Origin of the sequence: uncultured Sphingomonas sp. (genome assembly GCF_913062585.1) — a bacterium.
In the GTDB taxonomy this organism is placed as follows: Bacteria; Pseudomonadota; Alphaproteobacteria; order Sphingomonadales; family Sphingomonadaceae; genus Sphingomonas.
The window spans coordinates 82,992-109,421 of record NZ_CAJXWX010000008.1 but is presented as its reverse complement, the minus strand read 5'-3'; the positions used below and the strand labels follow the sequence as shown (position 1 = coordinate 109,421).

The 26,430-nt window shown below is 67.1% G+C and carries 29 protein-coding genes; 15 read left to right on the top strand and 14 right to left on the bottom strand.

Annotated elements, in window-relative coordinates; all coding sequences use genetic code 11:
- Nucleotides 1-9: 9 nt before the first annotated feature.
- From pgsA to QZ546_RS07805, 3 genes are read left to right on the top strand one after another with little or no spacing between them, the layout of a single operon-like run.
- Nucleotides 10-564 carry a CDP-diacylglycerol--glycerol-3-phosphate 3-phosphatidyltransferase gene (gene pgsA / locus QZ546_RS07815; RefSeq protein ID WP_294236023.1) on the top strand — a complete coding sequence of 185 codons (555 nt, stop codon included), beginning with the start codon at nt 10-12 and terminating at the stop codon, nt 562-564.
- Nucleotides 564-821, top strand: coding sequence for a molybdopterin converting factor subunit 1 (gene moaD / locus QZ546_RS07810; RefSeq protein ID WP_294236022.1), 258 nt, complete (start codon nt 564-566; stop codon nt 819-821). The genes pgsA and moaD overlap by 1 nt, the downstream gene beginning before the upstream one ends.
- The gene (locus QZ546_RS07805) at nt 818-1,267 is read left to right on the top strand and encodes a molybdenum cofactor biosynthesis protein MoaE (protein WP_294236021.1); all 450 of its coding nucleotides are present in this window, start codon (nt 818-820) and stop codon (nt 1,265-1,267) included. The genes moaD and QZ546_RS07805 overlap by 4 nt, the downstream gene beginning before the upstream one ends.
- 50 nt (nt 1,268-1,317) lie before the next feature.
- Here QZ546_RS07805 and QZ546_RS07800 read toward each other — a convergent pair whose 3' ends face one another.
- From QZ546_RS07800 to QZ546_RS07790, 3 genes are all read right to left on the bottom strand, one after another.
- Nucleotides 1,318-1,920 carry a fasciclin domain-containing protein gene (locus QZ546_RS07800; RefSeq protein ID WP_294236020.1) on the bottom strand — a complete coding sequence of 201 codons (603 nt, stop codon included), beginning with the start codon at nt 1,918-1,920 and terminating at the stop codon, nt 1,318-1,320.
- A gap of 114 nt (nt 1,921-2,034) precedes the next feature.
- Entirely contained in the window at nt 2,035-2,670 is a 636-nt protein-coding gene (locus QZ546_RS07795; RefSeq protein ID WP_294236019.1) for a fasciclin domain-containing protein, read from the bottom strand.
- A 73-nt stretch (nt 2,671-2,743) separates the two neighbouring features.
- The gene (locus tag QZ546_RS07790; RefSeq protein ID WP_294236018.1) at nt 2,744-3,646 is read right to left on the bottom strand and encodes a hydrogen peroxide-inducible genes activator; all 903 of its coding nucleotides are present in this window, start codon (nt 3,644-3,646) and stop codon (nt 2,744-2,746) included.
- Between the two features lie 155 nt (nt 3,647-3,801).
- Here QZ546_RS07790 and QZ546_RS07785 point away from each other — a divergent pair, with 155 nt between their 5' ends.
- Nucleotides 3,802-4,347, top strand: a complete 546-nt coding sequence (locus QZ546_RS07785; protein WP_294236017.1) for a peroxiredoxin — start codon at nt 3,802-3,804, stop codon at nt 4,345-4,347.
- A 117-nt stretch (nt 4,348-4,464) separates the two neighbouring features.
- Nucleotides 4,465-4,986: a carboxymuconolactone decarboxylase family protein gene (locus QZ546_RS07780; protein WP_294236016.1), complete on the top strand. Its 522-nt coding sequence runs from the start codon at nt 4,465-4,467 to the stop codon at nt 4,984-4,986.
- A 102-nt stretch (nt 4,987-5,088) separates the two neighbouring features.
- Here the strand turns inward: QZ546_RS07780 and QZ546_RS07775 are convergent, their stop codons facing one another.
- On the bottom strand, nt 5,089-5,853 hold the full coding sequence (locus tag QZ546_RS07775; RefSeq protein ID WP_294236051.1) for a sulfite exporter TauE/SafE family protein: 765 nt from the start codon (nt 5,851-5,853) through the stop codon (nt 5,089-5,091).
- 157 nt (nt 5,854-6,010) lie between these two features.
- Between QZ546_RS07775 and epsC the strand changes: the two genes are divergently transcribed.
- The gene (gene epsC / locus QZ546_RS07770) at nt 6,011-6,694 is read left to right on the top strand and encodes a serine O-acetyltransferase EpsC (protein ID WP_294236015.1); all 684 of its coding nucleotides are present in this window, start codon (nt 6,011-6,013) and stop codon (nt 6,692-6,694) included.
- Nucleotides 6,694-7,026, top strand: a complete 333-nt coding sequence (locus QZ546_RS07765) for a DUF2794 domain-containing protein (RefSeq protein WP_294236014.1) — start codon at nt 6,694-6,696, stop codon at nt 7,024-7,026. Before epsC ends, QZ546_RS07765 begins: the two co-directional genes overlap by 1 nt.
- Before the next feature lie 70 nt (nt 7,027-7,096).
- On the opposite strand, the gene QZ546_RS07760 is transcribed toward QZ546_RS07765, so the two are convergent.
- From QZ546_RS07760 to QZ546_RS07725, 8 genes are all read right to left on the bottom strand, one after another.
- A complete protein-coding gene (locus tag QZ546_RS07760) occupies nt 7,097-7,447 on the bottom strand; it encodes a hypothetical protein (protein ID WP_294236013.1) in 351 nt (116 codons plus the stop codon).
- A gap of 105 nt (nt 7,448-7,552) precedes the next feature.
- Nucleotides 7,553-8,245, bottom strand: coding sequence for a phosphate regulon transcriptional regulator PhoB (gene phoB / locus QZ546_RS07755; RefSeq protein ID WP_261267735.1), 693 nt, complete (start codon nt 8,243-8,245; stop codon nt 7,553-7,555).
- Between the two features lie 13 nt (nt 8,246-8,258).
- Nucleotides 8,259-8,942, bottom strand: coding sequence for a phosphate signaling complex protein PhoU (gene phoU / locus QZ546_RS07750; RefSeq protein WP_294236012.1), 684 nt, complete (start codon nt 8,940-8,942; stop codon nt 8,259-8,261).
- 11 nt (nt 8,943-8,953) lie between these two features.
- Entirely contained in the window at nt 8,954-9,718 is a 765-nt protein-coding gene (gene pstB / locus QZ546_RS07745) for a phosphate ABC transporter ATP-binding protein PstB (protein WP_294236050.1), read from the bottom strand.
- Nucleotides 9,712-10,926 carry a phosphate ABC transporter permease PstA gene (pstA, locus tag QZ546_RS07740; RefSeq protein WP_294236011.1) on the bottom strand — a complete coding sequence of 405 codons (1,215 nt, stop codon included), beginning with the start codon at nt 10,924-10,926 and terminating at the stop codon, nt 9,712-9,714. The genes pstB and pstA overlap by 7 nt, the downstream gene beginning before the upstream one ends.
- 40 nt (nt 10,927-10,966) lie before the next feature.
- On the bottom strand, nt 10,967-12,343 hold the full coding sequence (pstC, locus tag QZ546_RS07735; RefSeq protein WP_294236010.1) for a phosphate ABC transporter permease subunit PstC: 1,377 nt from the start codon (nt 12,341-12,343) through the stop codon (nt 10,967-10,969).
- On the bottom strand, nt 12,340-13,386 hold the full coding sequence (locus tag QZ546_RS07730) for a substrate-binding domain-containing protein (protein ID WP_294236009.1): 1,047 nt from the start codon (nt 13,384-13,386) through the stop codon (nt 12,340-12,342). Before QZ546_RS07730 ends, pstC begins: the two co-directional genes overlap by 4 nt.
- A gap of 78 nt (nt 13,387-13,464) precedes the next feature.
- Nucleotides 13,465-14,706: an ATP-binding protein gene (locus tag QZ546_RS07725; RefSeq protein ID WP_294236008.1), complete on the bottom strand. Its 1,242-nt coding sequence runs from the start codon at nt 14,704-14,706 to the stop codon at nt 13,465-13,467.
- A 128-nt stretch (nt 14,707-14,834) separates the two neighbouring features.
- Between QZ546_RS07725 and QZ546_RS07720 the strand changes: the two genes are divergently transcribed.
- Genes QZ546_RS07720 through QZ546_RS07705 form a run of 4 tightly spaced genes read left to right on the top strand, consistent with a single transcriptional unit; the run spans nt 14,835 to nt 17,428 of the window.
- Complete coding sequence (locus tag QZ546_RS07720; RefSeq protein ID WP_294236007.1) at nt 14,835-15,284, top strand: hypothetical protein; 450 nt, start codon at nt 14,835-14,837, stop codon at nt 15,282-15,284.
- A 4-nt stretch (nt 15,285-15,288) separates the two neighbouring features.
- Nucleotides 15,289-15,573 carry an HPr-rel-A system PqqD family peptide chaperone gene (locus QZ546_RS07715; RefSeq protein ID WP_294236006.1) on the top strand — a complete coding sequence of 95 codons (285 nt, stop codon included), beginning with the start codon at nt 15,289-15,291 and terminating at the stop codon, nt 15,571-15,573.
- Nucleotides 15,570-16,415: an HprK-related kinase A gene (locus tag QZ546_RS07710; RefSeq protein ID WP_294236005.1), complete on the top strand. Its 846-nt coding sequence runs from the start codon at nt 15,570-15,572 to the stop codon at nt 16,413-16,415. The genes QZ546_RS07715 and QZ546_RS07710 overlap by 4 nt, the downstream gene beginning before the upstream one ends.
- A gap of 50 nt (nt 16,416-16,465) precedes the next feature.
- On the top strand, nt 16,466-17,428 hold the full coding sequence (locus QZ546_RS07705) for a nucleotidyltransferase family protein (RefSeq protein WP_294236049.1): 963 nt from the start codon (nt 16,466-16,468) through the stop codon (nt 17,426-17,428).
- Here QZ546_RS07705 and QZ546_RS07700 read toward each other — a convergent pair.
- Complete coding sequence (locus QZ546_RS07700; RefSeq protein ID WP_294236004.1) at nt 17,388-18,080, bottom strand: HAD-IA family hydrolase; 693 nt, start codon at nt 18,078-18,080, stop codon at nt 17,388-17,390. The genes QZ546_RS07705 and QZ546_RS07700 overlap by 41 nt on opposite strands.
- Nucleotides 18,081-18,140: 60 nt before the next feature.
- On the opposite strand from QZ546_RS07700, the gene glmU reads away from it, so the two are divergent.
- From glmU to QZ546_RS07680, 4 genes are all read left to right on the top strand, one after another.
- On the top strand, nt 18,141-19,508 hold the full coding sequence (gene glmU, locus QZ546_RS07695) for a bifunctional UDP-N-acetylglucosamine diphosphorylase/glucosamine-1-phosphate N-acetyltransferase GlmU (RefSeq protein WP_294236048.1): 1,368 nt from the start codon (nt 18,141-18,143) through the stop codon (nt 19,506-19,508).
- 4 nt (nt 19,509-19,512) lie between these two features.
- Nucleotides 19,513-21,336, top strand: coding sequence for a glutamine--fructose-6-phosphate transaminase (isomerizing) (glmS, locus tag QZ546_RS07690; protein ID WP_294236003.1), 1,824 nt, complete (start codon nt 19,513-19,515; stop codon nt 21,334-21,336).
- Between the two features lie 111 nt (nt 21,337-21,447).
- Nucleotides 21,448-23,349, top strand: coding sequence for an EAL domain-containing protein (locus tag QZ546_RS07685; RefSeq protein ID WP_294236002.1), 1,902 nt, complete (start codon nt 21,448-21,450; stop codon nt 23,347-23,349).
- A gap of 5 nt (nt 23,350-23,354) precedes the next feature.
- Nucleotides 23,355-25,187: a HAMP domain-containing sensor histidine kinase gene (locus tag QZ546_RS07680; RefSeq protein ID WP_294236001.1), complete on the top strand. Its 1,833-nt coding sequence runs from the start codon at nt 23,355-23,357 to the stop codon at nt 25,185-25,187.
- A gap of 12 nt (nt 25,188-25,199) precedes the next feature.
- On the opposite strand, the gene dinB is transcribed toward QZ546_RS07680, so the two are convergent.
- Nucleotides 25,200-26,318 (bottom strand): DNA polymerase IV, encoded by a 1,119-nt coding sequence (gene dinB, locus QZ546_RS07675; RefSeq protein WP_294236000.1) that lies wholly within the window; start codon nt 26,316-26,318, stop codon nt 25,200-25,202.
- Nucleotides 26,319-26,430: the final 112 nt, after the last annotated feature.

Genomic DNA, 26,430 nt, shown 5'->3' with positions numbered 1-26,430 from the left:
GAAGGCGTCATGCTGACGCTGCCCAACCTGTTGACGCTCTCGCGAATCCTGGCCGTGCCGCTGCTCGCGGGGCTGCTGTGGCAGCCCGACTGGGCGCTGGGCTATGGGATCGCCTTCGCACTCTACTGCCTGATGGGCATCACCGATTATTTCGACGGCTATCTGGCGCGCGCGCAGGGTGCCGTGTCGAAGCTCGGCATCTTCCTGGACCCGATCGCCGACAAGATCATGGTCGCCTCGGTCATCCTGGTGCTGGTCGCCGTGCAGGTGCTGAGCGGGTGGAGCGTGGTCGCAGGACTCGTGATCCTGCTCCGAGAGATCGCGGTGTCGGGCCTGCGCGAGTTTCTCGCGCAGTTGCAGGTCTCGGTGCCTGTGTCGCGGCTGGCCAAGTGGAAGACGACGTTGCAACTGATCGCGCTCGGCGGTCTGATCCTGGGCGGTGCGCTTCCGGCCTGGCCCTGGCTGCATGTCGCGGCGCTGGCAGCGCTGTGGGGCGCAGCGGTGCTGACCATCGTCACCGGATGGGACTATCTGCGCGTCGGCCTCAAGCACATGGATAGCTGATGCCCCTGACCATCCTGTATTTCGCCTGGGTCCGCGAGCGGATCGGGCAGGCCGAGGAAAGCGTCACGCCACCGACCGACGTCGTCTCGGTCGCGGACCTGATCGGTTGGCTGGCGGGGCGGAGCGCTGGTCATGCCGAGGCCCTGGCCGAGCCGGAGCGGCTGCGGGCGGCGGTGGACCAGAATTTCGTCGCGCTCGACGCCGTCATCACAGGCGCGCGTGAAATCGCGATCTTTCCGCCGGTGACGGGCGGATGATCCGCATACTGGTGTCCTCCGATCCGATCGACCTGGCCGGGGAAATGGCGCGGATGGAGGGCGACGATGTCGGCGCGGTGGCCAGCTTTTGCGGGCTCGTCCGCGCCGATGACGGTGTCGATCGCCTCGAGCTGGAGCATTATCCGGGCGCGACCGAGGCTGCGCTCGACCGGATCGCCCGGGCCGCGTCCGAACGCTGGTCGCTTCAGGCGGCGACGATCATCCACCGGGTCGGGCCGATGCATCCCGGCGAGCGGATCGTCCTGGTCCTCGCCGCCGCGCCGCATCGCCACGATGCGCTGGACGCCTGCGCCTATCTGATCGACCGGCTGAAGACCGATGCCCCCTTCTGGAAGCGGGAGACGCGGGGTGGGGAGGCGCGCTGGGTCGAGGCGCGACACGGGGACGCCGTGGCGGCAGCGCGCTGGACCGACCCGACCCCATAGAAAAAGGCGGAGCCGAAGCCCCGCCTTTCCTCATGTCGATCCGGTTGGGATCAGCCGATCTTCGGCACGTTGATGCCGTTGGTCAGGTGGACGACGCCATTGGTCGCATCGACATCGGCCTTGTCGACATAGGCCTTCTGCCCGTTGACGTCGGTCAGCATGATATTGCCGTTCGGCCCCAGCTGCGCCGTCAGCGGCTGGCCCGCCAGCGTGGTCAGCGTCGCGGTGCCGTTCCCCGCTGCGATCTGGGCCTTCAGCTGCTCGGCGGTCAGCTTGCCCGATACGACATGATATTTCAGGATCGTCGCCAGCACCGGCTTGTTCGCCGGCTTGCTGAGATTATCGAGGGCACCCGGGGGCATCCGGCTGAACGCCTCGTCGCTCGGCGCAAAGACGGTGAAGGGGCCGGGGCCCGACAGGTCCGCCGTCAGCCCGGCCGTCGCCACCAGCTTGGCCAGCGTGCTGCGGTCCGGGGTGGCGGCGAGAACCTGAACGATGGTGCCGGTCGCGACAGGCGTCGCAGCCGCCGGCGCGGCGGGCGCTGGCTGGGCAGGGGCGACGGGCGCCGCTGGAGCCGTGGTCGTCTGCGCCGTCGCGACGCCGGCCATTGTAAGGCCTGAGGTGGCGGCGAGGATTGCGAAAGTCTTCAACATGAAAAGCATACTCCCATTCTTCGGACGGCGGAGCGTGGTCGCGTCGCGCCGTATGGTGAAGGGCAGGCGAGCCGTTCGGCAACCGAAACGGCCCACCTGCCGGGAGTAACGCACTTAATCCAGTTTTGGCACCAATACGCCGTTCACGATGTGAATCATGCCGTTCGCCTGGGCCATGTCACCCGCCTCGATATAGCTTTTGTTGCCGCCCGCATCGGTCAGGGTGATGACCGATTGCGTCATGGTGACAGTCAGTGGTTCGCCCTGAACGGTCATCAGCGTCGCCTTGCCGCCGCCCGCCGCGATACGCTGTTGGAGATCGGCGACGCCGACGACGCCCGGGACCAGATGGAAACGGATCAGCCGGACCAGCGATTCCCGGTTGGCGGGTTGCAGAAGCTGATTGAACACACCCGGCGCCAAACGGCCGAAGGCCGCATTGGAGGGGGCGAACAAGGTATAGGGGCCGGGCCCGGCCAGCGTCGTCGCCAGGCCCGCTGCCCGGATGGCGGACACCAGCGATGACAGCGAACCCGTGGCTGCCGCATTGTCCAGGATTGTGCGGGTGGGCGCCATCGGCTGGTCGGTCGGTGCCGGCATCGGCGGCGCGACGGTGACCGGCTCGCTCGACGGGGCGGCGGGCGCCTCCCGCTGATCCCGCCCGCGTCCGCATCCGCCGAGCCCGACCAGAGCGGCGATTGGCAAGAGAACGACCAGTCGGCGTGCGTTGAGGGTCATGGGGAGGGTCATGGGCGAAATCTCCTTGGCTGATGGGGGCCGCGGGGCATGACGCCCGCAGGGCCGCTCCGGTTGCGTGTGGCGCTCAGGCCGCTTCGGACAGGACTTGGGCGAGCAGGCGGAAATCCTTTTCGCGCGGGCTGGCGCGGCGCCATACCAGCGCGATCTTGCGCATGGCGTTATCGGCGTCGAGCGGTCGCGCGGTGATGTTCGTATTGTCGAGTATGCCGGACTTCAGCGCCATTTCGGGCAGCATCGTCATGCCGAGGCCATTGTCGACCATCTGAACGATGGTGTGGAGCGAGGTGCCCAGCATCGTCGCCTCGGCGCGAAGCTCTGGGCGATTGCAGGCGGCGAGCGCATGATCCTTCAGGCAATGCCCGTCCTCCAGCAGCAGCAGTCGGTTCTCGTCGATCGCAGCGGCCGGAATGGCGGCGGGTGGCGCTCTGTCCTCGTCGGACGGGAAAGCCACGAACAGCCGGTCGTCGAACAGGGGCTCAGCGGTCACCTCGCCACAGGCGAAGGGCAAGGCGAGCAGGACGCAGTCGGTGCGGCCATTGTGCAGACGTTCGCAGGCCGGGCCGCTCGGCTCCTCGCGCAGGAACAGCTTCAGGTCCGGATAGTCGCGGCGCAGACGCGGCAGGATTCGCGGCAGCATGAAGGGGGCGATGGTCGGGATGACCGACATGCGCATTTCGCCCGAGAGCGGACGCCCGGCCGCACGCGCCATATCGCCCAGCTCGTCCGCCTCGCGCAGGACGCGCCGTGCCTTGTCCGCGATCCGCTCGCCCAGCGGCGTGAAGCGCACCACGCGCCGAGTCCGCTCGACCAGGGTCACGCCGATCAGCGTCTCCAGCTCGCGCAGGCCCGCCGACAGGGTCGACTGGGTGACGAAACAGGCGTCGGCCGCCCGGCCGAAATGGCCATGATCCTGCAGGGCCACCAGATATTGCAGCTGTTTCAACGTGGGTAGGTAGGTCGCGGCCATTGATCGCCTCAGTCGATTGCGATTTGACAAATAGCTTGTTGGATCAAAGGCGCCAGTCCCCATATCCGTCACTACAACGAATACAGGCGGTCCACCGTCGATGCCCGAGAGGATGGCTGAAGCCGAATTTTTGCGTAGAAATGGAGGCTATTGCCATGTTGACCGTTGGAGACAAGCTCCCCGCATTCACTGTTCCCGTCCAGCAGGGCACGAACGCGCTGCCCGCCGGCGAGACGATCAGCGACACGTCGTACGAGGGCAAGTGGAAGGTCCTGTTCTACTGGCCGAAGGACTTCACCTTCGTCTGCCCGACCGAGATCGTCGGCTATTCGCAGCTGAAGGGCGATTTCGAGGATCGCGACGCCGTGCTGATCGGCGCGTCGACCGACACCGCGCACGTCCACCTGGCATGGCGCAAGTCGGACCCGGATCTGGCCGCCGCCGATTTCCCCTGGATCGCGGACAATGGCCGCGTCCTGGCCGACGCGCTGGGCATCGTCGACAAGAACGAGCATGTCGCCTACCGCGCGACGTTCATCATCGATCCCGACAATGTCATCCAGCATGTCACCATCAACGGCCTGAACGTCGGTCGCAACCCGGCCGAGACGCTCCGCGTCCTCGACGCGCTGCAGACCGACGAGCTCTGCCCCTGCAACTGGAACAAGGGCGACGACGTCCTCCAGCTCGCGGCCGAGTAATCCCGTCATCCGGGGGCGAGACCGTCCCCGGACCCCATTCCCGATGCCCCGGCGAGGGTTGCCGACCCATGGCGGTCGGCAACTCGGACTGGGGCGTCGTTTATCTGGAGCTCTTCCATGTCGCTCAAGGAATTCGCCGGGCAGTTGCCCGACTTCGCCAAGGACATTCGGCTGAATGTCGGATCGCTGCTGAACGAGGCGCTGCTGAACGATCAGCGCAAATATGGCCTGCTGCTCGCCTGCGCGCACGGCACCGGCCACAAGCCGCTGGTCGATGCCGCCGAGGCGGAATGCGCCCCCAAGCTGTCGCCCGAGGCCGCCAACGCGGCGCGCGCGGCGGCGGCGGTGATGGCGATGAACAATGTCTATTATCGCTTCACCCATCTGGCGGGGAACCAGGAATATCGCAACCTGCCCGCCAAGCTGCGCATGAACGTCATCGCGGCGCCGGGTATCGACAAGGTCGATTTCGAGCTGTTCAGCCTCGCCGTCTCGGCGATCAACGGCTGCGGCATGTGCATCGACGCGCATGAGGCGGTGTTGAAAAAGGCGGGCGTCTCGGCCGAGATCATCCAGACCTCGGTCCGGATCGCAGCGGTCATGCAGGCGGTCGCGACCGTCCACGCGGCCATTGCGTAAAAAGTCCTCCCCAAGCTCGGCTTGGGAAGGGGGACCGCCGGGCGCAGCCCGGTGGTGGAGGGGCGTACCCGCTGGCGGTGACACCCCTCCGGAATCCGGCGGTCAGCCTTTGATCGCCTGATACAGCCCCCACAGGCTGGTCAGCGTCAGGATCACCCCGACCAACGTCAGCAGCGTCCGTGGCGGCACGCGCTTGGCGAGGATGGCCCCGAACGGCGCGGCGCAGATGCCGCCGATCAACAGCCCGACCGTCGCCATGGTGAAGGCGCCCCAGCCCAGCTGGCTGATGAAGGTCGCCGAGATCGTCGCGGTCAGGAAGAACTCGGCGGTGTTGACCGTGCCGATGGTGGTCCGCGGTGCGGCGCCTTGCGCCAGCAGGTTGGACGTCACGACCGGGCCCCAGCCGCCGCCGCCCGCTGCATCGAGAAAGCCGCCGATGAAGCCCAAGGGCTCGACCACTTTCGGCTCGCGCATATGCGCCTTGTGCCGCCAGGCGCGGACCAGCAGGTACAGGCCGATGGCGGTCAGATAGGCCAGGATGAACGGCTTCACGACCGCCGCGTCGATATTGGACAGGACATAGGCACCCAGCGCCCCGCCGATGACGCCCGGGATCATCAGCCGCAGGAACAGCCGCCAATTGACGTTGCGGTGCATCGCATGGCTGATGCCGGAGACGGCGGTGGTGAAGGTCTCGACGCTGTGGACCCCGGCCGAGGCGGCGGCGGGAGGGACGCCCAGGCTGATGAGCAGGGTGTTGGAGATCACGCCGAACGCCATTCCCAATGCGCCGTCGACGACCTGGGCGGCAAAGCCGACACCCACGAAGGGCAGGATATGGATCAGTTCGCTACTCGTCGGGTCCATCATGTCTCCTTTGCGCCTTTCGGCCGGGCGGCCATGCCGTGTCGGGACGAACGCTGCAACAAAGATAGAGTTTGTCGCGACGACACCGTCTCTGCGACTATCTGGATTTCAAGCCATATCGTGCCTAAATGCCGGTATCGCATCTGGGGACATGCACATGCCGAGCCGATTGGCCGCTTATCTCGATTCGATCCGGGCTCGCGATCCCGCGCCGCATTCGCGGGCCGAGATCCTGCTTTATCCGGGGGTGTGGGCGCTCGCCGGACACCGCATTGCCCATCGGCTGTATAAGGCGCGGGCCTTTTTCCTGGCGCGGCTGGTCAACCACTTCACCCGCTTCCTGACCGCGGTCGACATTCATCCCGGCGCCCGGATCGGTCGCAACTTCTTCATCGACCATGGCTTCGTGGTGATCGGCGAGACGGCCGAGATCGGCGACGACGTCACCATCTATCAATGCGTCACGCTGGGCGGGACCAGCCCGGACAATGGCGTGGCGGGCAAGCGTCACCCGACACTGGCGGACGGGTCGATCATCGGCTCGGGCGCGCAGGTGCTGGGGCCGATCACCGTCGGCCCGCGGGCACGGATTGGCGCCAATGCGGTCGTGACCCGTGACGTGCCGGAAGGCGCGGTCATGGTCGGCATCCCCGCTCGACCGACGGTGGTCGAGGGCGGTGCGGCCACCGAGAAGCGCTTCGTTCCTTACGGCACGCCCTGTTCGGAAATCTTCGATCCGCAAACCCAGAAGATCGAGATGCTGCGCTGCGAACTGGATACCATGCGGCGGCGGCTGGATGCCGTCCTGGCCGAACAGGAAGACAAGCGCGACCGCGCCTGATGGGAGTCCTGCCCTTCCCCAATGTCCCCGGTCAGGTGGGGTTCGAGCGGGCTGAGTTGAACCGCATCCTGGACTTGTACGGCCGCATGGTCGCCGCCGGACACTGGCGCGATTATGCGATGGATCTGGGGCGCGATGCGGCGATCTTCTCGGCCTTTCGCCGTACCGCCGAGCGGCCGGAATATCGCATCGAAAAGCGACCGGCGCTCCGCAACCGGCAGGGCATGTGGGCGCTGATCGGCGAGGGCGGTGCCGTCCTGAAGCGCGGCCATGAACTGGGCCCGGTGCTGGCGCCCGTCGAGCGGCGTCTGATGAAGCTGGTCGAGGAATAAGCGGCCAAAAGAAAACGCCGGTCCCCGAATTGGGAACCGGCGCCATTCTTACAGCCGGGTGATCGACCGATTACTTGCCGCCACGCTGACGGCACTGGTCATACTGACCCTTTTTGCAGATCGGATAGCTCTTCAGCGCCGCCGGGGCCGGATAGGCCTGCGACGGGCTGGGCGCCTGCTGGAACACGACCGGCGCGCCCGGGGGCGGGGGCGAGGCCATGGGCGGCTGGGCGGGCTGATAACCGCCGGCGGTCATCGTCGCGGCTGAAGCGGCTGCATTGGCCTGGGTCGAGCCGGTGGTGGTGTCCGTCGCGCCGCCGGCCTGCATCCCGGCCTGTGCGGTAGTATCGGTCTGGGTCGTGGTCTGAGCCACGGCGGGCGTCGCCATCAGCGCGGCGACGGCCAGAAAAACGAGCTTCATGCGAATCTCCTGTTCAGAAGCGCAAGTGCGTTAGCGCGTGGGGTGAACGCCCCATGCCGCACTTGGCTCCCTCGTTTCGCTTGCGACCCGATCGTGACGCGCTTTTTAGCCGCCCGCGTCCAGCGAGTAGCCCGCCGAACGGACGGTGCGGATGATGTCGGGACGGTCGCCGATATTGATCGCCTTGCGCAGGCGACGGATATGCACGTCGACCGTGCGGCTCTCGATATCCGAGTCATGGCCCCAGACCGCGTCGAGCAGCCGTTCACGTGAGAAGACCCAGCCGGGATGCTCCAGGAAATGCTTGAGCAGGCGGAACTCCGTCGGCCCGAGCGAGACGACTTCGCCCGCCCGGCGGACCTTGTGGCCGACCGTGTCCATCTCGATATCGGCATAGGTCAGCGCCTCGCCCGCCAGTGCCGGTCGAACGCGCCGCAGCACCGCGCCGACGCGCGCCACCAGTTCGCGTGGGGAGAAGGGTTTTGTGACATAATCGTCCGCCCCCGTCTCCAGCCCGCGCACCCGATCCTCTTCCTCACCGCGCGCGGTCAGCATGATGATCGGCACATTCGCCGTCTCGGGCGAACGGCGCAGGCGGCGGCAGACCTCGATCCCCGAAATCCCCTCGACCATCCAGTCGAGCAGGACGATGTCCGGCGTGCTCTCGCGCGCCAGCAGCAACGCCTCCTCGCCGTCGGGCGTATGGGCGACCTCGAAATCCTCGCGCTTGAAATGGAAGACGAGCAATTCCGCCAGCGCGGCGTCGTCCTCGACCAGCAACATCTTTACCCGTGCCATCGTGCCTGTTCCCTCAAGAAGGCAAAGTACCGCCGCGGTCCCGCTCACCCATCTGGGTGCCGGTGGCGGCGAAATAGACCATCTCCGCAACGTTCGTCGCATGGTCGCCGATACGTTCGAGATTCTTGGCGATGAACAGCAGGTGCGCGACCTGTCCGATCGTCTTGGGATTCTCGACCATATGGGTGACGAGCGTGCGGAAGATGGAGTCGTAGAAATCGTCGAGCGCGTTGTCGCTGTCGCGGACCCGCACCGCCGCCTCGGCATCGCGCGCGGCGAAGGCGTCGAGGACGTCGTGCACCATCGCGGAGGCGATCCGCGCCATGGCGGGCAGGATCGAGACGGGCTCGATCCGGTCCTCGCTCTCGATCATCGGCACGCGCTTGGCGATGTTCTTGGCATAGTCGCCGATCCGCTCGACGACGCTGGCGATCTTCAGCGCGGCGACGACCTCGCGCAGGTCGTTAGCCATCGGCGCGCGCAGGGCGATGGTGCGCACGGCCAGCCGCTCGACCTCCGCCTCGATCAGGTCGATCGCCTTGTCGTCCTCGCGAACCTTGCGCGCCAGTTCCAGGTCGGAGCGTTGGAGCGCCTTGATCGCATTGGCGATCGCCTCCTCGGCCAATCCGCCCATCTGGCTGATCAGCCCGCGCAACCGGCCGATATCGTTGTCAAAGGCTTTTACGGTGTGGTCCATGATCCTCGTCCTCAGCCGTAACGGCCGGTAATATAATCCTTCGTCCGCTCTTCCTTCGGGTTCGTGAAGATGTCGGACGTCTTTCCGTACTCGACGAGCGTGCCGAGGTGGAAAAAGGCGGTACGCTGGGAGACGCGGGCTGCCTGCTGCATATTATGGGTGACGATCGCAATGGCGTAGCGCCCGCGCAGGTCGTGGATCAGCTCCTCGATGCGCGCCGTCGCGATCGGATCGAGCGCGCTGCACGGCTCGTCCATCAGGATGACTTCCGGGTCGACCGCGATGGCGCGCGCGATGCACAGCCGCTGTTGCTGGCCGCCCGACAAGGCGGTGCCGCTCTCGGACAGCCTATCCTTCACCTCGTTCCACAGGCCCGCCCGGGTCAGCGACCGCTCGACGATCATGTCCAGCTCGGCGCGTGACGCGGCCAGCCCGTGGATGCGCGGGCCATAGGCGACATTCTCGTAGATCGACTTGGGGAAGGGGTTGGGTTTCTGAAACACCATGCCGACCCGCGCGCGCAACTGCACGACGTCCATCTCGGGCGCGTAGATGTCTTGCCCGTCCAGCCGCACGTCGCCCGATACGCGTGCCGAGGGGATGGTGTCGTTCATCCGGTTGAGCGTGCGCAGGAAGGTGGACTTGCCACAGCCGGACGGGCCGATGAACGCGATGACGTGATCCATGTCGACGTCGATCGAGATGTCGCGGATCGCCTGCTTGGCGCCGTAGGACACGCTGACGTTGCGCGCGCTTATCTTGGGTGTGCTCACCAGCGTGTCTCGAACCGATTGCGGAGATAGATGGCCAGCCCGTTCATCGCGAGCAGGAAGACCAGAAGGATGATGATCGCGGCGGAGGTGCGTTCGATGAACCCGCGATCGACCTGATCCGACCAGAGGAAGATCTGCACCGGCAGCACGGTCGCCGGGTCGGTCAGTCCCCGCGGCGGTGCTGCGATGAAGGCGCGCATGCCGATCATCAGCAGCGGCGCGGTCTCGCCCAGCGCGCGCGCCATGCCGATGATCGTGCCGGTCAGGATGCCCGGCAAAGCCAGCGGCAGGACATGGTGGAAGATCACCTGCACCCGCGACGCGCCGATCGCCAGCGCGGCGTCGCGGATCGACGGCGGCACCGCCTTGATCGCGTTGCGCCCTGCGATGACGATGACCGGCATGGTCATCAGCGCCAGCGTCAGGCCACCGACCAGCGGCGCCGAACGTGGCAGGCCGAAGGTGCCGAGGAATACCGCCAGGCCGAGCAGGCCGAAGATGATCGAGGGGACCGCCGCCAGATTGTTGATCGACACCTCGATCATGTCGGTCCAGCGGTTCTTGGGGGCATATTCCTCGAGGTAAAGTGCGGCAAGCACGCCGATCGGAAAGGCCAGTGCCAGCGTGACCAGCATGGTCAGCAGCGATCCCTTGGCCGCGCCCCAGATGCCGACCCGGGTGGGATCGGTGGCATCGGCATCGCGCAGGAAGCCCAGGTCCCATCCGGTCGACAAGACACCCCTGGCCCGCAACCGCGCGACGACCGCCTCCGCATCGGGCGTGCCGACGCCTTTGGCGGCGACGTCGAACCGGCTGGCGACGGGAAGCGCGAACATCGTCTGGCGGTGGAGCAGCGCTGGGTCTGCCTTGACCGCGTCACGCACAGTGATCCATGCGCCCGGCGATAGAAGATCGGTGCCGTCCGGGCCGAATGCGGTCGTCGCGGCCCGATTGACGGCATCCTCCAGACCCGCCCCGGCCAGGGCAAGGTCGGCACCGCGCCCCTTCAGGCGCGCCGGCTCGATCGGCAATCCCGCTACGGCCAGGTCGACCGGCATCGTCACCCGGGTCTCGGTAAAGCCGCGTATCCCTTGCGCCAGCATGGTGATGAGCAGGAATGCCAGAAACGCCGCCGACAGCGCCACGGCCGCCGCGCCGAGGCGCCGGAAGCGGCGCTCCGCGGCATAGCGCCGCCGCAGCCGCCGGACCATGGCCGGGCTGTCCCACGAATGGGGCGCAGGAGGCGGCGGGCTATTCATAGCTTTCCCGGTACCGCTTCACGACGCTGAGCGCGACGATGTTCAGGAGCAGGGTGATGACGAACAGGGTCAGGCCCAGCGCGAAGGCGGCGAGCGTCTTGGGGCTGTCGAACTCGGCCTCGCCGGTCAGCAGATCGACGATCTGGCGCGTGACCGTGGTCGTGCTGGCAAAGGGATTGGCGGTCAGCGTGGCGACGCCGCTTGCGGCCATGACGACGATCATCGTCTCGCCGATCGCGCGGCTCACGGCTAGCAGGACGCCGCCGACGACGCCGGGCAGGGCGGCGGGCAGCATGACGCGGGTGATGGTCTCCGACGGCGTCGCCCCCATCGCCAGGCTGCCGTCGCGCATCGTGCTGGGCACCGCCGCCAGGCTGTCATCGGCCATCGAGGAGACGAAGGGGATGATCATCACGCCCATCACGAGCCCGGCCGCCAGCGCGCTTTCGGACGAGGCCCAGTCGATGCCGATCGCGACCGCGAACTGACGAACGGCGGGCGCGACGGTCAGCGCGGCGAAATAGCCGTAGACGACGGTCGGTATGCCAGCCAGCACCTCAAGCACCGGCTTCATGATCCGGCGGGCGCGGGGGGCGGCATATTGCGTCAGATAGATGGCGCTCATCAGACCGAAGGGGATGGCCACCGCCATCGCGATGACCGCACCGATGAAGAACGTGCCCCAGAATAGCGGCACCGCGCCCAGCGACGCACCCGGATCGCGCGGGTCGATGACCTGCGGGCTCCAATGCGTGCCGAACAGGAAGTCCGTGATCGGGACGACCGAGAAGAAGCGCCCGGCTTCGTAGAGCAGGGATGCGACGATCCCCGCCGTCGTCAGGATCGCGATCAGCGACGCGCCGAGCAGCAGCCCGAGCACCACCCGCTCGATTCGGGTGCGCGCCGAGAAATCGGGGCGGACGCGGAGATAGGCATAGGCTCCCCCCGCCAGCGCGAGCAGCAGGACGACCGCCGTCGCGATCCAGTCGAAGCGCGTCTGCGCCCGGTCATAGGCGGGCGCTAGGGTCCGCGACAGGGCATGGAAGGCACCGTGCGCCCGTCCGGCCGCCAGCGCGCGCGCTTCGGACAGGATCGCGGCGCGCTCGAACCCCGGTGGCGGCAGCTGCGCGGCGGCCGGCGTCGCGACGACCGTCTCGGTGACCAGCGCGGGCGAGGTCGCGACCCAGACCGCCAGGAACAACAGCGGCGGCACGACCGTCCACAGCGCGACATACCAGCCATGATGATGCGGCAGCGAGCTGGCCCGCGCGCCCGTCCCGCGCCGGAAACCGAGCGCGCGCATCCGGGTGCTGGCCCAGGCGATGACGCCCAGCCCGACGATCAGGATCAGGAGGATCGCCCCATTCATAGCGGCAGCGCCGCCGGATCGAGCGGGATTTCGCGGGCGATGATCGCTCTCGACCGGGCTTCGACGGCGGCGGGCGCGGCGATCAGTCCGCGCCGGACCAGCGGTCCGTCCTTGCCCCAATTGGCCGCATAGAGGCGTAGAAAGTCGCGCAGGCCCGGAATGGCGTCGAGATGCGCCTTCTTCACATAGACATAGAGCGCGCGCGATCCGGGATATTGATCGGCGGCGATCGCGGCATAGGTCGGCTTCACGCCATTGATCGCGACGCCGTCCACCGTCTGGCGGTTCTCCTCCAGATAGGAATAGCCGAAGACGCCGATCGCATCCGGATTGGCCTGGAGCTTCTGGACGATCAGATTGTCGTTCTCGCCCGCATCGATATAGGCGCCGTCGTCCCGGACCCGGGCGCACATCAGCCGGTGCGCGTCGGGATCACGGTGGCTAAGCGCGACCGCGCCCGGTTCGACCGCGTCGCAGCCCTTCATCAGGATCAGCTCGGCCAGCGCGTCGCGGGTGCCGCTGGTCGCGGGCGGGCCATAGACCTGGATCGGCGTGGCGGGCAGCACCGGGTTCACATCGGCCCAGGTCCGCGCGCGATTGGGTCGACCGCCCGGATGCGCCGACAGGGCACGGTAGAGATCGACCGTGGTGAGGGCCATGCGCGGCCCGCGCTTCGATTCGGCAAAGGCGATGCCGTCGATGCCGATCTGAATTTCTAGGATATCGGGCGCGCCGTGCGCGGCGCACTCGCGATATTCGCTCGCCTTCATCCGGCGGGATGCGTCCTCGATATCCGGGTGGCCCGCCCCGATCCCGGCACAAAACAGCTTCATGCCCGCGCCCGTGCCGGTCGACTCGATCACCGGCGCCTTGGCATCCGGGTCCGACGCGACGAAACGCTCGGCGATGATGGTGGTAAAGGGGTAGACGGTCGAGGAGCCGACCGCCGTGATCTGCTCGCGCACGCCCGCGCCGCCGCCATTGGCCTGGTCGTGACAGGCGGCCAGCGCGAATATCGCGGCGAGAAGGCAGGGCAGGCGCATCGGGTTCCTTGGAGGGAGGGCGACCATCTTGGTTGCGAACCGGCGCTGCCATGCTCGCCGGACCCCCGTGTGACATTTTTATTGTGGTTTTGTGACACTCACCTCGGAAACCGTCCGATCGGCGTTTTTGATCGTGGGCAGCCGCACGGTGAAGGTCGTGCCGACGCCCACTTCGCTGGCGATTTCCAGCTTGCCGCGATGACGCTCGACGATGTGCTTGACGATCGCCAGGCCAAGCCCGGTGCCGCCGATGCTCCGGCTGCGGCCCGAATCGACCCGGTAAAAGCGTTCGGTCAGGCGCGGAATATGGCTGGCGGCGATGCCTTCGCCGCGATCGGCGACCGCGAGCTTCAGCATGGCGCCGTCACGCTCCAGCGTGACCCGGACCGGCGTGTCCGCCCGCCCATATTTCATCGCATTGCCGATCAGATTGTGCAGCATCTGCGACAACTGGGCCCGGTCGCCCGCGATCGGGGGCAGGTCGGGCGTCAGGTCGCAGTTGATATCCTCGGCCCGGCGCGAGCCGGAGTCGAGGAACTCGTCCCACACATGCTGGACCAGGTCGTTCATGTCGACCGGCTGCGCCGGCTGGCGATATTTGTCGGCCTCGATCCGGCTCAGCGAGATCAGATCCTCGACCAGCCGCTGCATCCGCCGCGCCTCGTCGAACATGACCTTCAGGAAGCGGGCGCGGATTTCGGCGTCTTCGCCCGCTTCGTCGCCCAGCGTCTCGATGAAACCCAGGATCGAGGCGAGCGGCGTGCGCAATTCGTGGCTGGCATTGGCGACGAAGTCGACGCGCATCCGTTCGGCGGCGTCATGCGCGGTCTGGTCGATCAGATGGACGATGCGTTGCCCGCTGGAGGTGTCGGCGACCCGCATCTCCCAACGCTGTTCCAACGAACCCAGGCCGACGAGCGATATAGGGTGGTCGGGGTCGGTCACGCCTTCGCGTGCGATCAGGCGCTCGGCGGCGGCGGGGTGACGAATGGCGATCCGCGCATCCTCGCCGACGATATGCGAGCCGAGCAGCCCCCGCGCCGAACGGTTGGCGAGGATCACGCGGCCCCGCTCGATCAACAATACCGGTTCGACGATGGCATCCAGCGTCTCTTCGAGCAGGGGTGACAGGCTGCCCTGTTCTTCGAGCGCGGGAAGATCGTCCGGGGTGTCGGAGACGCCTTCGCTCGCGACGAGCGCGGCCGCGATCCCGCCGACCAGCGTGATGATCGCCGGGGCGGGGCCGCCAGTCAGAAACACCACGACCGTGGCGACGACGGCCACGACGACGGCCCATAAGGTGCGAATGCCGAATCCCATGAGGTGTCGATGTAGCGGGCGACGACGGCGCTGTCTGCCTTCGCGCATCCGCTTTTCCAGCTTTGGGAAACGACCGCGCCTGCACGGCTTCTTGTGATAACGCCATGAATATGGGACATCGCAACGTCATGGATGACACGCCTCCCGACCACGGCCCCGCGCCCGAGGAACCGGCCACCCCTGTTCCTTCCAGCGTGACGAGCCGCCGGATGCTGATGCTGGGCGCGGTCGGCGCGAGTTCGGTTGTTGCGATCCGCCCGGCCTTGGCACAGGCCACCGCGTCTATCCTGGCGTGTCAGATCCCCGTGCCGGACCCCGGCAATGCGGGCAAATATATCGCGAGCGACGGATCGCTGGCGCCGCCCAGCCTGTTGGGACCGATCACCGGCTATGGCCCGTTCCCGCCGCCGTCGCGTCCCTTTACCGGCGACGAGGTGCAGAAGGCGATGTTCCAGGGGCAGAACCTGCCCGGGGCGACCAGCAAGGCTACGCAGGCCTATCTCGCCTATATCAGGAAGCTGAAGATGGGGCAGAGCGGCTATACCTGTTTCCTGTCCGTGCAGAATCCCAGGACCTGAGCGCATGGCCGTTCCGCGCTACCGCGCGGCGGAGGCGGCGCTGTTGATCGTCGAGCCGCTGGATATCTTCACCGCCGTCTATCATCGCCCATCGGGCATCACCCATCTGCTCAACGAACCCGCACCGCAAATCCTCGAGGCGCTGGACGAGGCGCCGCTCGATATCGAGGCGCTGCTCGCGCGCCTGGCCGGAACCTACGACCTGGGGGATGCGGACGAGGACGATACGGCGATATTGCGTGTCCGGCTCGACGAACTGGAGGCGGCGGGGCTGGTCGACCGGCTGTGAGGCATCGGATCGCCCTGCGCGTCGGGCTGGTCGGGTTCCGTATCGGCTCGGACTGGCGCGCGCCGATCGCCGCGCTGGACGCTTTGTACCGTGATTATCCGCGCGCCGATTTTGCGCACTATAGCGTCCGGCTGGAGGCAGCATCTTTGGCGCGGCGGTGGTTGCGGCCTGCGGTCAGGACCATGGGCGACTATCATCTCCCCGATGCCGCCCCCTTGGCCCTGGCGCATGGGCTGCTCGCCGCCGAGATGGGAATGAACCTGCAGGTCGCGCTGGGCCATCGCCGTCACCTTCTGCTGCACGCCGCAGTCGTCGCGCGAGGCGACAGGGCGATCCTGATGAGCGGCGTGTCGGGGGCGGGCAAATCGACCCTGGCGCTGTTGCTGTCGCAGCGCGGCTGGCGTTTCCTGGGCGATGAGTTCGCGCTGATCGACCTGACGACCGGCTTGGCACATCCCTTTCCGCGTCCGATCAGTCTGAAGAATGAGAGCGTGGCCCTTATTCCGCCGGACAGGCTGACCGGCCCGCTCCTGTCCGGCACGCCCAAAGGCGAGGTCCGCCATGTCGCCCCCGATGCCGCAGCGGTCGCCGCGATGGACGAGCCCGCTCGCCCGGCGCTCATGATCTTTCCACGCTTCGGCTTTCCCCTGACGCTCCAGGGTATGGCGCCGACCGAAACCTTCGTCCGGTTGACCCAGGCCTCGACCAATTATGTCGCGCTGGGAGAGGCGGGTTTCCGCGCGCTGACCCGGCTTCGCGCGGAGGTGCCCGCCGTCGCGCTCGACTATCCCGATGGCGAGGCCGGTGTCGCGGCGGTGGAATCGATCTGGAGCGCCTTGTGAGGGCGGCCGAGACGCTGGTCGCGCTGCTGCGGTCGCCGGAGCGGTCGGCGATGCTGGCCCCTGAGACCTGGACCGAGGTCGTGTGTGTCGCGCGGGCCGAGACCTTGCTGGGGACGCTGGCGCATCGGCTGGACGGGCCATCCGTGCCCGTGGCTGTGCAAAGGGCCTTGGACGGCGCCCGTGCAGAGGCGGCGGAGGTCCGGCGAACGGCATTGTGGGAAGCCCATCGCGTCGCCCGTGCGCTGGCACCTCTCGGAAAGACGGTCATCCTGCTCAAGGGCAGCGCCTTTGTCGCGGCGGGACTGGCGGCGGGGCAAGGGCGGGGGATCGGAGACTGCGACATCCTGCTGCCCCGCGCATCCCTCGACCAGGCCGAGCAGCTGCTGCTGGCGGCGGGATGGGATTGGTTGAAGTCCGACCCCTACGACGATCTCTATTACCGGCGCTGGATGCACGAACTGCCGCCGCTGGTTCACGGCGAGCGCGACCGGATGGTCGATGTCCACCACACCATCCTGCCGCTGACCGCACGCCCCCGGCCGGATGCGGCCGCGATGATCGCCGATGCCGTGCCGCTGGAGGGCGGGCTGGCGGTCCTGTGCCACACCGACATGCTCGTTCATGCCGCGGCGCATCTTTTTGCGGATGGCGACCTGAGCGGCGGCCTGCGTAATCTCTGGGACATTCATGCGCTAGTCGAGGAAGGCGGCACTCAGGGGCTGGAGGACCGTGCCCGGCACCATGGCCTGTCGGCGGCGATGGGCCGGGCGATGCGGCTGAGCCATGCACTGTACGGGACCGATGTGCCCGAACCATGGCGGCACCTGACGCCCCTCGACCGCCTCTATCGCCGCCGGATGATGGCCCGCAACGGATGGGGACGCGAACGGCGGCCGTTGACGCGGCTGGGTTTCTATATCCGCTCGCACCTGATCCGGATGCCGCTGCCGCTGCTCGCGCGGCATCTGTGGATCAAGTGGCGGAAGCGCCGAGCCGCCGCAGCGTCGGAATGAGTTCGTCATATCCGTCGATGACCGCATCCGCGCCCAGCGTCTCGACCGGCTGACTGAGGAAGCCGAAGGAGCAGGCGACGACCGGCAGGCCGGCGGCGCGTGCGGCCTGCACGTCGAAGATCGAATCGCCGACGAACGCTGCATGCCCGCCGCCGCATTGTTCGACCAGCGCCTGGATCGGTCTGGGCGAGGGCTTGGCGACGCCCAGCGTGTCCCCGCCGATGATCGCGGCGAACCGGTCGGTCAGGCCGAGCGCGTCCAGGATGCCGCGCGCGAACCGCTCCAGCTTGTTGGTCATGACGCCCATCGTCACGCCGCGCGCCGCCAGTTCGTCGAGCGCGGCCAGCGTACCGGGGAAGGGCGTTGTGTGAACGGCGAGGTTGGCCTCGTAATGGTCGAGCAGCAGGCGGTGCAGCGCATCGAGCGTCGCCTCGTCATAGCCGCCCGTCGCGTCCAGCCCGTGTTTCAGCATCGCCCGCGCCCCGCCGCCGATCATCGGCTTGACCGCCTCGACGCTCAGCGCCGGGCGACCGATGGACGCGAGCGCGTGGTTCACCGCCGCCGCCAAGTCGCCGCTGGTATCGAGCAGCGTGCCATCCAGGTCGAAACCCACGATGGAAAAGGGAAAACCGTGCGGTGAATTCGCGTCCATGATCGTGTCCGTCGCCGTTCTGTGGCTGGCCTTGGCCCGAAATCCATGGCAGGCGCAACCATCATGACGAGACCAGTCGCCGCCATCATCCTCGCAGCGGGTAAGGGCACCCGCATGAAGTCCGACCTGCACAAGGTTCTCCACCCGATCGCCGGGCGGCCGATGCTGCTCCATCTGATCGACAGCGTGAAGCAACTCTCACCCGAACGGATGGTCGTGGTGACTGGTGCGGGACGCGAACAGGTAGAGGCGGCGGTGGCGCCGCTCGGCGTCGGGACGGCGCTTCAGGCCGAGCAGCTCGGTACCGGCCATGCGGTGGCGCAGGCGCGCGAGGCACTGGCGGGTTTCGACGGCGACGTGCTGATCCTGTATGGCGATGTGCCACTGGTCGAGGCGCGGACGATGCAGGCGATGATCGACCGGCTGGGTGCCCAGGACGCGCCCGCCGCCGTCGTGCTGGGTTTCCGCCCCGCCGATCCGGCGGCCTATGGACGGGTGATCGCGGATGCCGATGGCCGGATCGCCCGGATGGTCGAGTTCAAGGATGCCAGTGCCGAAGAGCGCGCCGTAACCCTTTGCAATTCCGGCTTGATGGCGGTCCGGTCCACGGATCTGTTCGGGCTGCTCGACCGGGTCGGCAACGACAATGCGGCGGGTGAATATTACCTGCCCGACATCGTCATGCTTGCCGCTGCCGATGGTCGCCATTCGGCCGTGATCGAGACGGGCGCGGGGGAAGTCGCGGGCGTCAACAGCCGCGCCGAACTGGCGGTGGTCGAAAGCGACTGGCAGGCTCGCCGTCGTGCGCGCGCAATGGCCGATGGCGCGACGCTGATCGCGCCCGACACGGTCTGGTTCGCGCACGACACGCGGATCGGCCGTGACGTGGTGATCGAGCCGCATGTGGTCTTCGGTCCCGGCGTCCATGTGGCGGACGGCGTGACGATCCATGCCTTCAGCCACCTGGAAGGCGCGACCGTGGCCACCGGCGCAGATATCGGTCCCTATGCCCGCCTGCGCCCCGGTGCCGATGTGCGGGAGGGGGCACGGGTCGGCAATTTCGTCGAAATGAAGAAGGCCGTGCTCGGCCCCGGCGCCAAGGCGAACCACCTGACCTATCTGGGCGATGCCGAGGTGGGGGCGGGGGCCAATATCGGCGCGGGTACCATCACCTGCAATTATGACGGCTTCCTCAAATATCGCACCGTGATCGGTGAGGGGGCCTTTGTCGGATCCAATTCCGCATTGGTCGCCCCGGTCACGATCGGCGCGGGCGCGATCGTCGGCGCGGGCTCGGTCGTGACCAGCGATGTCGAGGCGGACGCCCTGGCGCTGGTCCGCGCCGAACGCCAGACCAAGCCGGGCTGGGCCAAGCGTTTCCGAGATATGATGACGGCCAAGAAAGCCGCGAAAAAGGCTGGGGAGTAAGAGTATGTGCGGTATCGTGGGAATCCTGGGCGGCGAGGATGTCGCCGATCGGCTGCTCGACGGGCTGCGGCGGCTCGAATATCGCGGCTATGACTCGGCTGGCATCGCAACCATCGACCATGGCGCGATCGAACGCCGCCGGGCCTCGGGCAAGCTGATCAACCTGGCCAAGGAACTGGCCGCGCATCCGCTGCCCGGGACGGTCGGCATCGCCCATACCCGCTGGGCGACGCATGGCGGCCCGACGACCAACAACGCCCACCCGCACGCCACCGACCATGTCGCGGTGGTCCACAACGGCATCATCGAGAATTTCAAGGCGCTGCGCGACGAACTGATCGGCCGGGGCCGCGTCTTCACCAGCGAGACCGACACCGAAGTCGTCGCGCATCTGGTCAGCGAGAAGGTCGAGCAGGGGCTCGACCCCGTCGCCGCCGTCCGCGAGGTGCTGCCGCGCCTGCACGGCGCGTTCGCGCTCGCCATCCTGTTCCGCGACCAGCCCGACATGCTGATCGGCGCGCGGCTCGGCTCGCCGCTGGTCGTCGGCTATGGCGATGACGAGACCTATCTGGGCTCCGACGCGCTGGCGCTCGCCCCGCTGACCCAGCGCATCGCCTATCTCGACGAGGGCGACTGGGTCGTGTGCACCCGTCAGGGCGCGCAGGTCTATGACCGCGACAACAACCCCGTCGAGCGGCCCGTCACCCTGTCGGGCGTCACCGGTGCCCTGATCGACAAGGGCAATCACCGGCACTTCATGCAGAAGGAAATCTACGAGCAGCCGATCGTCGTCGCCCAGACGCTGCGCTCGTATCTCCAGCGGCTGGAGGGCAAGGTCGCGCTGCCGATCCCCGATTTCGACCTGTCGGGCATCAAGCGCGTGACGATCGTGGCGTGCGGCACCAGCTTCTATGCGGGCATGGTCGCCAAATACTGGTTCGAGCAGTTCGCGCGCGTGCCCGTCGACCTCGATGTCGCCTCCGAATTTCGCTACCGCGCGCCGGTGATGGAGCCGGGCGGCCTGATGATCGTCATCAGCCAGTCGGGCGAAACCGCCGACACGCTGGCGGCACTGCGCCATGCCAAGAGCGAGGGGCAGACGATCGCGGCAGTGGTCAACGTGCCCACCAGCTCGATGGCCCGCGAGGCCGACCTGCTGCTGCCGACCCATGCCGGGCCGGAGATCGGCGTCGCCTCGACCAAGGCCTTTACCTGCCAGTTGAGCGTTCTCGCCGCGCTCGCCGCCAATCTCGCCAAGGCCAAGGGGCGGCTGTCGTCCGACGAGGAGAAGCAGATCGTCCGCCATCTGGCCGAGGCTCCGGCCGCGATCAACGGCGCGCTCGCTTATGACGAAGCGATCGAAGCCATGGCCGGCGCCGTCGCAGGTGCGCGGGACGTCCTGTATCTCGGTCGCGGCACGGATTATCCGCTTGCCTTGGAAGGTGCGCTGAAGCTGAAGGAAATCAGCTATATCCATGCCGAGGGATATGCGGCGGGCGAGATGAAGCACGGGCCGATCGCGCTGATCGACGAGCATGTGCCCGTTATCGTCATCGCGCCCTCCGGCCCATTGTTCGAAAAGACCGTCTCGAACATGCAGGAGGTGCAGGCGCGCGGCGGCAAGGTGATCCTGATCTCCGACTATGACGGGATCGAGGCGGCGGGCGATGGCTGCATCGCGACGATCACCATGCCCAAGGTCCACCCGCTGATCGCGCCGATCGTCTATGCGGTGCCGGTGCAGCTGCTCGCCTATCACGTGGCTGTCGCCAAGGGCACCGATGTCGACCAGCCGCGCAATCTGGCGAAGAGCGTTACGGTCGAATAACCGGCAGATCGGCGGCTCTTATGCCCCGAACCTGACCGTTTACGTCACTTTAAGCGTCTCTGGTTACCATCAACTCCATTGATTGCATGATCTTGGAATGATGGTGACCGGATGCGTATTCTGATCGTTGACGACGAACCGGCGGTACACGACAGCTACGCCTTCTGTTTCTCCGGGCTCGTCCACGGTCGGACCGACGCGCGGCAGACTTTGGACGCCATGGCCGCCGATCTGTTCGGTGCCGACGGACGTCCCGACGGGGACACCGATATGGTGTTCCAGCCGCATCATTGCTTTCAGGGCCTCGATGCGGTGCAGGCGGTCGAACAGGCCCTGGCGGACGGCAATCCCTTTGCCGTGGCGTTTATCGACATCCGGATGCCCCCTGGCATCGACGGTTGCGAAACGGCGCGGCGGATCCGAGCGCTCGACCCCCATATCCATCTGGTCATCGTCACCGGCTATTCCGATTTCTCGCCGGTCGAGATCGGCAGGGTCGCGGGACCGGCGGACAAGATCTTCTATATCGCCAAGCCGTTCGAGGTCGCCGAAATCTCGCAAATGGCGCTCGCGCTGTGCCGTCGCTGGGACAATGATCGCGAACTGACGGCGGCACGGGCGCTTCTCGCCGCGCAGGTCGTGACGCTGGAGCAGAAGAGCGCCGAGCTGGAAGCCAATGAAAGCCGCGCGATGCATATCGCGATGCACGACGCGCTGACCGATGCGCCGAATCGTGTCGCCTTCCTGCGCGGCCTGCAGGAGCGCGGACGGCGGCCGGGATCGTTCGCCGTCTGCATGCTCGACCTCGACCGGTTCAAGCAGGTCAACGATACGCTGGGCCATATGGCTGGCGACGAACTGATCCGGACGGTGTGCGCGACCATCCAGCGGACGGCGCCGGAGGCAACCTTGGTCGCCCGACTGGGCGGCGACGAATTCGGCATGGTCTTCGATGTCGAGACCGAAGCCGAAGCGGTGGCCGCCTGCAACGCCGTGGTGACGGCCTGTGCCGACAGTTTCCAGATACTGGGCCACGCGGTCCGTTGCGGCGCGTCCTGCGGGCTGGTGATGCGTGGCGATCGGAGCGAGCGCGACCCCACCGATCTGGTTCGCCAGGCGGACATGGCGCTGAACGAAGCCAAGCGGGCGGGGCGCGGGGTGGCGCGTGTGTTCGATGCGAGCATGGACGAAGGCGTCCGCGTCCGTCGCGAAATCGAGGCCGGCCTGGCCGAGGCCATTGCGAAGGACGAGTTGAGCCTGGTCTATCAGCCGATCGTCGGGCGTGGCGATCTCGAGATCGTCGGTTTCGAGGCGCTGGTCCGCTGGAACCGGAAGGATCGCGGGCCGATCAACCCGGCCATCTTCATTCCGATCGCCGAGGAAGCCCACTTGATCCACGAACTGGGCGACTGGATTCTCGACCAGGCGCTGGCCGAGGTGAAGCGCTGGCCCGGCCAATATGTGTCGGTCAATTTCAGCCCGATCCAGTTTCGCCGGTCGCATTTCGTCGCCCATGTGATGGACAGCGTCTCGCGGGCGGGGGTCGATCCGGCCCGGGTGCAGATCGAAATCACCGAAACCGCGATCTTCGACGATGCCGAGCGCGCCGCGGCCACGCTTTGCGAGCTGCGCGGCCTGGGCTTCCGGATCGCGCTCGACGATTTCGGGACCGGCTATTCCAGCCTGTACAATATCCGCAAATTCGCGCTCGACTGCCTCAAAATCGACCGCAGCTTCATCGACGGCATGGGCCGGGAGCGCGAATCGGCCGCAATCGTCCACTCGATCATCCATCTCGGGCGTGCGCTGGGACTGGGGGTCGTGGCCGAGGGTGTCGAGACCGAGGCGCAGGCACAGGCCCTCCGGGTCGCCGGCGCAAGCCATTTGCAGGGCTATCTTTTCTCCCGCCCGGTGCCTGCGGCCGAAGCGCAGGCCTTGGCGGATCAGCATTACATGGCGCTGCCGGGTGCCGAAGTCTTTGACAGGCCCATGGTCGCGAGCGTTCGGCGCTGACCGACATGAAGGGCTTACGGGCGTGGTTCGGCGCGCGGGTCCGCCCGCGATCGCTGCGCGATACGATGGTGTCGGTGCTGACCATCACCGGGGTCGGCGGGGCGATCGCGTTGGCGGCGCTGCTGGCGCTCGTCATCTCGCCGAGCTTTGCCGAACTCGAAGATCGTGCGACCGTGGCCTATCGCCACCGCGCCCATGCCGCACTGGCCGAGTTCGCGGCGGGGGCCGAGATCATCGCCCGCGAACATGCGGACACCGCGCGAACCCTGCCGACATCGGCGCCTGTCCCTTTATCGCAACTGCTGTTTTCCGCCCATAGGGTCGATGCCGTAGCCTATCGTGCCGTGTCGGACAGCGGCTGGGACGTACGGGTGCGGTCCTACACCGATCCGTCCCGCACGGCATTGGCCCAGGGGCTGAATGCCGTCGATCTGCAAAAGCCGCTGAAGGATGGGCGGTCCACCCATTTCTATCTCCCCGACGGGGCTGGCGTCATGGCCGTCGGCATGGCGCGGATCACGGACCCACGGGGGCACACGACCGGCTATGTCGCGGTGATGCAGCGATTGACCGCCGGGCATCTGTCGGCCCTGCTGGGCAAGGCTGCGCATATCACGCGCCCGCCCGAGGGGCAGGGCGATGCGATCCGCAAGCAATCGGGTGCCATAGAGATCGCGGTCCCGATGCGAGGTGCCGATGGCGCCCCGGTCGCCACGGCCGGGTTCCGGGTTTCGCGCGAGGTCGTCCTGCTCGGCCGCCGCGTATTGATGCTGGCGGTGGCGGGGTCGATCCTGTTGCTGGTCTTCCTGCTGCTGATGGTACGGCGCGCCGTGGCCGCTTTCGTCCTGGCCCCGCTCGACCGGGTGGAGCGCCATATGGAGCGCGTGCGGGCCTCCGGCGCGCTATTGCCGTTCGAGGACGAAGGCTCGCGCGTCGACGAATTCGGGTCGCTGGGGCGCAGCTTCAACGCGATGCTGAACCAGCTGAAGGATCTGCGCGAGCAGAATGAGATACAGAGCTTCGCGCTGGGGCGCTCGGAAAGCGCGGTGGCCGTGCTCCATAATGTCCGCAACGCTCTGGCGCCGCTCAGCACGATCCTGAGCCACGGTGTCGGGCCGATGCCCGTGGCCGACCGGCAGTTGCTGGATCGCGCCTTGGCGGAGCTGCGGCGCGACGATATCGACGCAGCGCGCCGTGCCAAGCTGGTCGCGTTCGTCGCTACTGCGATCGACGCCGATGCCGTGGCCCGCGATGCGGTTCGCCAGCAGCTGGAGGTCGGGCGTGACGCGATGCGCCAGACGCTGGAGATCATCGGCGCGCAACAGGCCCGCGCTCATGAGCGTCCGCCCCGCGAACGGTGCGACGTGACCGACATCGTCGCGCGCAACGCCACGATCGCGCGCTATGCGCAGTCGGTCTCGATCGGGTTCAGCTTTCCGGCCGAACCCGCCCCCGTGCTAGCCAATCGCGTCATCCTGAGCCAGGTGATCGGCAATCTCTTTTCCAATGCGGTCGAAGCGATCGTCGCGACGGGGCGCGATCACGGCACCATCGCGGTCGAACTGCTGCCGCCCACGGGCGGACGCCTATCGGTCCGGATCATCGACGATGGCGAAGGCTTCGAACCCGCCCTGTCGACGCGGCTGTTCCAGCCCGGCTTTTCGACCCGCACCGAAAAATCGGGAGGGCTGGGTCTTCATTGGTGCGCCAATTCGATGGCGGCGATGGGCGGCGTGCTGGAACTGCGCAGCGCGGGGCAGGGCACTGGCGCGGTGGCGATCCTTACGCTGGATGCCGACCCAGATCCCGTGGCGTCGGTCGGTGAACTCGCCGCCTGAACCTTTTGCCGCTCAGAGCGGCAGTTCGGCCTGGTCGGGTTCACCTTCGCGCCCCTCTCCGTCATCGGTCAGGCCGGACAGGGTCAGGCCCAGAAGCCGGACGCCGCGTTCGACCGGCAATTGCTGGTCGAGCAGCTCGATCCCGATCGCCAGGAACTGTGCCCGGTCGCCGACCGACTGGCCGAGCGAGCGGGCGCGAGTGATGGTCCGGAAATCGCTGTGACGTAGCTTCAGGGTGACGGTGCGACCTGAGACCCCGCTGCGCTCGATTCGGGTCCAGGCCGCGTCCACCACCCGGTCCAGCGCGCCGAGCAGGGCATCGCGATCCGACAGGTCGTGCTCGAAGGTCCGCTCCGCCCCGATCGACTTGGCGACCCGATGCGCCCGGACCGGGCGATGATCAATGCCGCGTGCCGCACCGTAAAGATAATCGGCATAGCTGCCAAAATGCCGCTGAAGAAACGCCAGAGGTTGATCGCGTAGGTCCTGGCCCGTCAATATGCCCAGCGCCTCCATCTTGCGGGCGGTCACGGGGCCGACACCGTGGAAGCGCTTGACCGGCAGACTCGCGACGAAGGCCGCGCCCAGCGCGGGCGGGATGACGCACAGCCCGTCCGGCTTGTTCTGGTCCGAGGCGAGCTTGGCGATGAACTTGTTGTAGCTGACACCGGCCGAGGCGGTCAGCCCGGTTTCCGCCTTGATCGCGGTCCGGATCGCCGACGCGATCGCAGTGGCGGAGCCGAGCGCCGCGCGGTCCTGGGTCACGTCCAGATAGGCCTCGTCCAGGGACAAGGGCTCGATCAGGTCCGTATAGCGGGTAAAGATGGTGCGGATCTGTTGCGAAACCTCGCGATAGACATCGAACCGGGGCGGGACGAAGACCAGGTCCGGGCATCGTCTGGCTGCAGTGACGGAGGGCATGGCCGATCGGACACCGAATGCCCGCGCCTCATAACTGGCCGCCGCGACGACGCCGCGCGCCCGCGATCCCCCGACCGCAACGGGGCGCCGCTGCAAGGCGGGATCGTCGCGCTGTTCGACTGAGGCATAGAAGGCGTCCATGTCGACATGGATGATCTTGCGGGTTTCCGGCAGCGGTCCGGCATCGGGCGAAGGGGAGGGGTGGCGCACCGGGAGCCTATAGCGATCCTATCGCCCGCCACTTGCGAGCCCAAAAACAAAACAGGAACACTTGCCTTTCGTCAAGCCCTTGGTAACTCTGCGCCACTTTCCGAGCGGATTA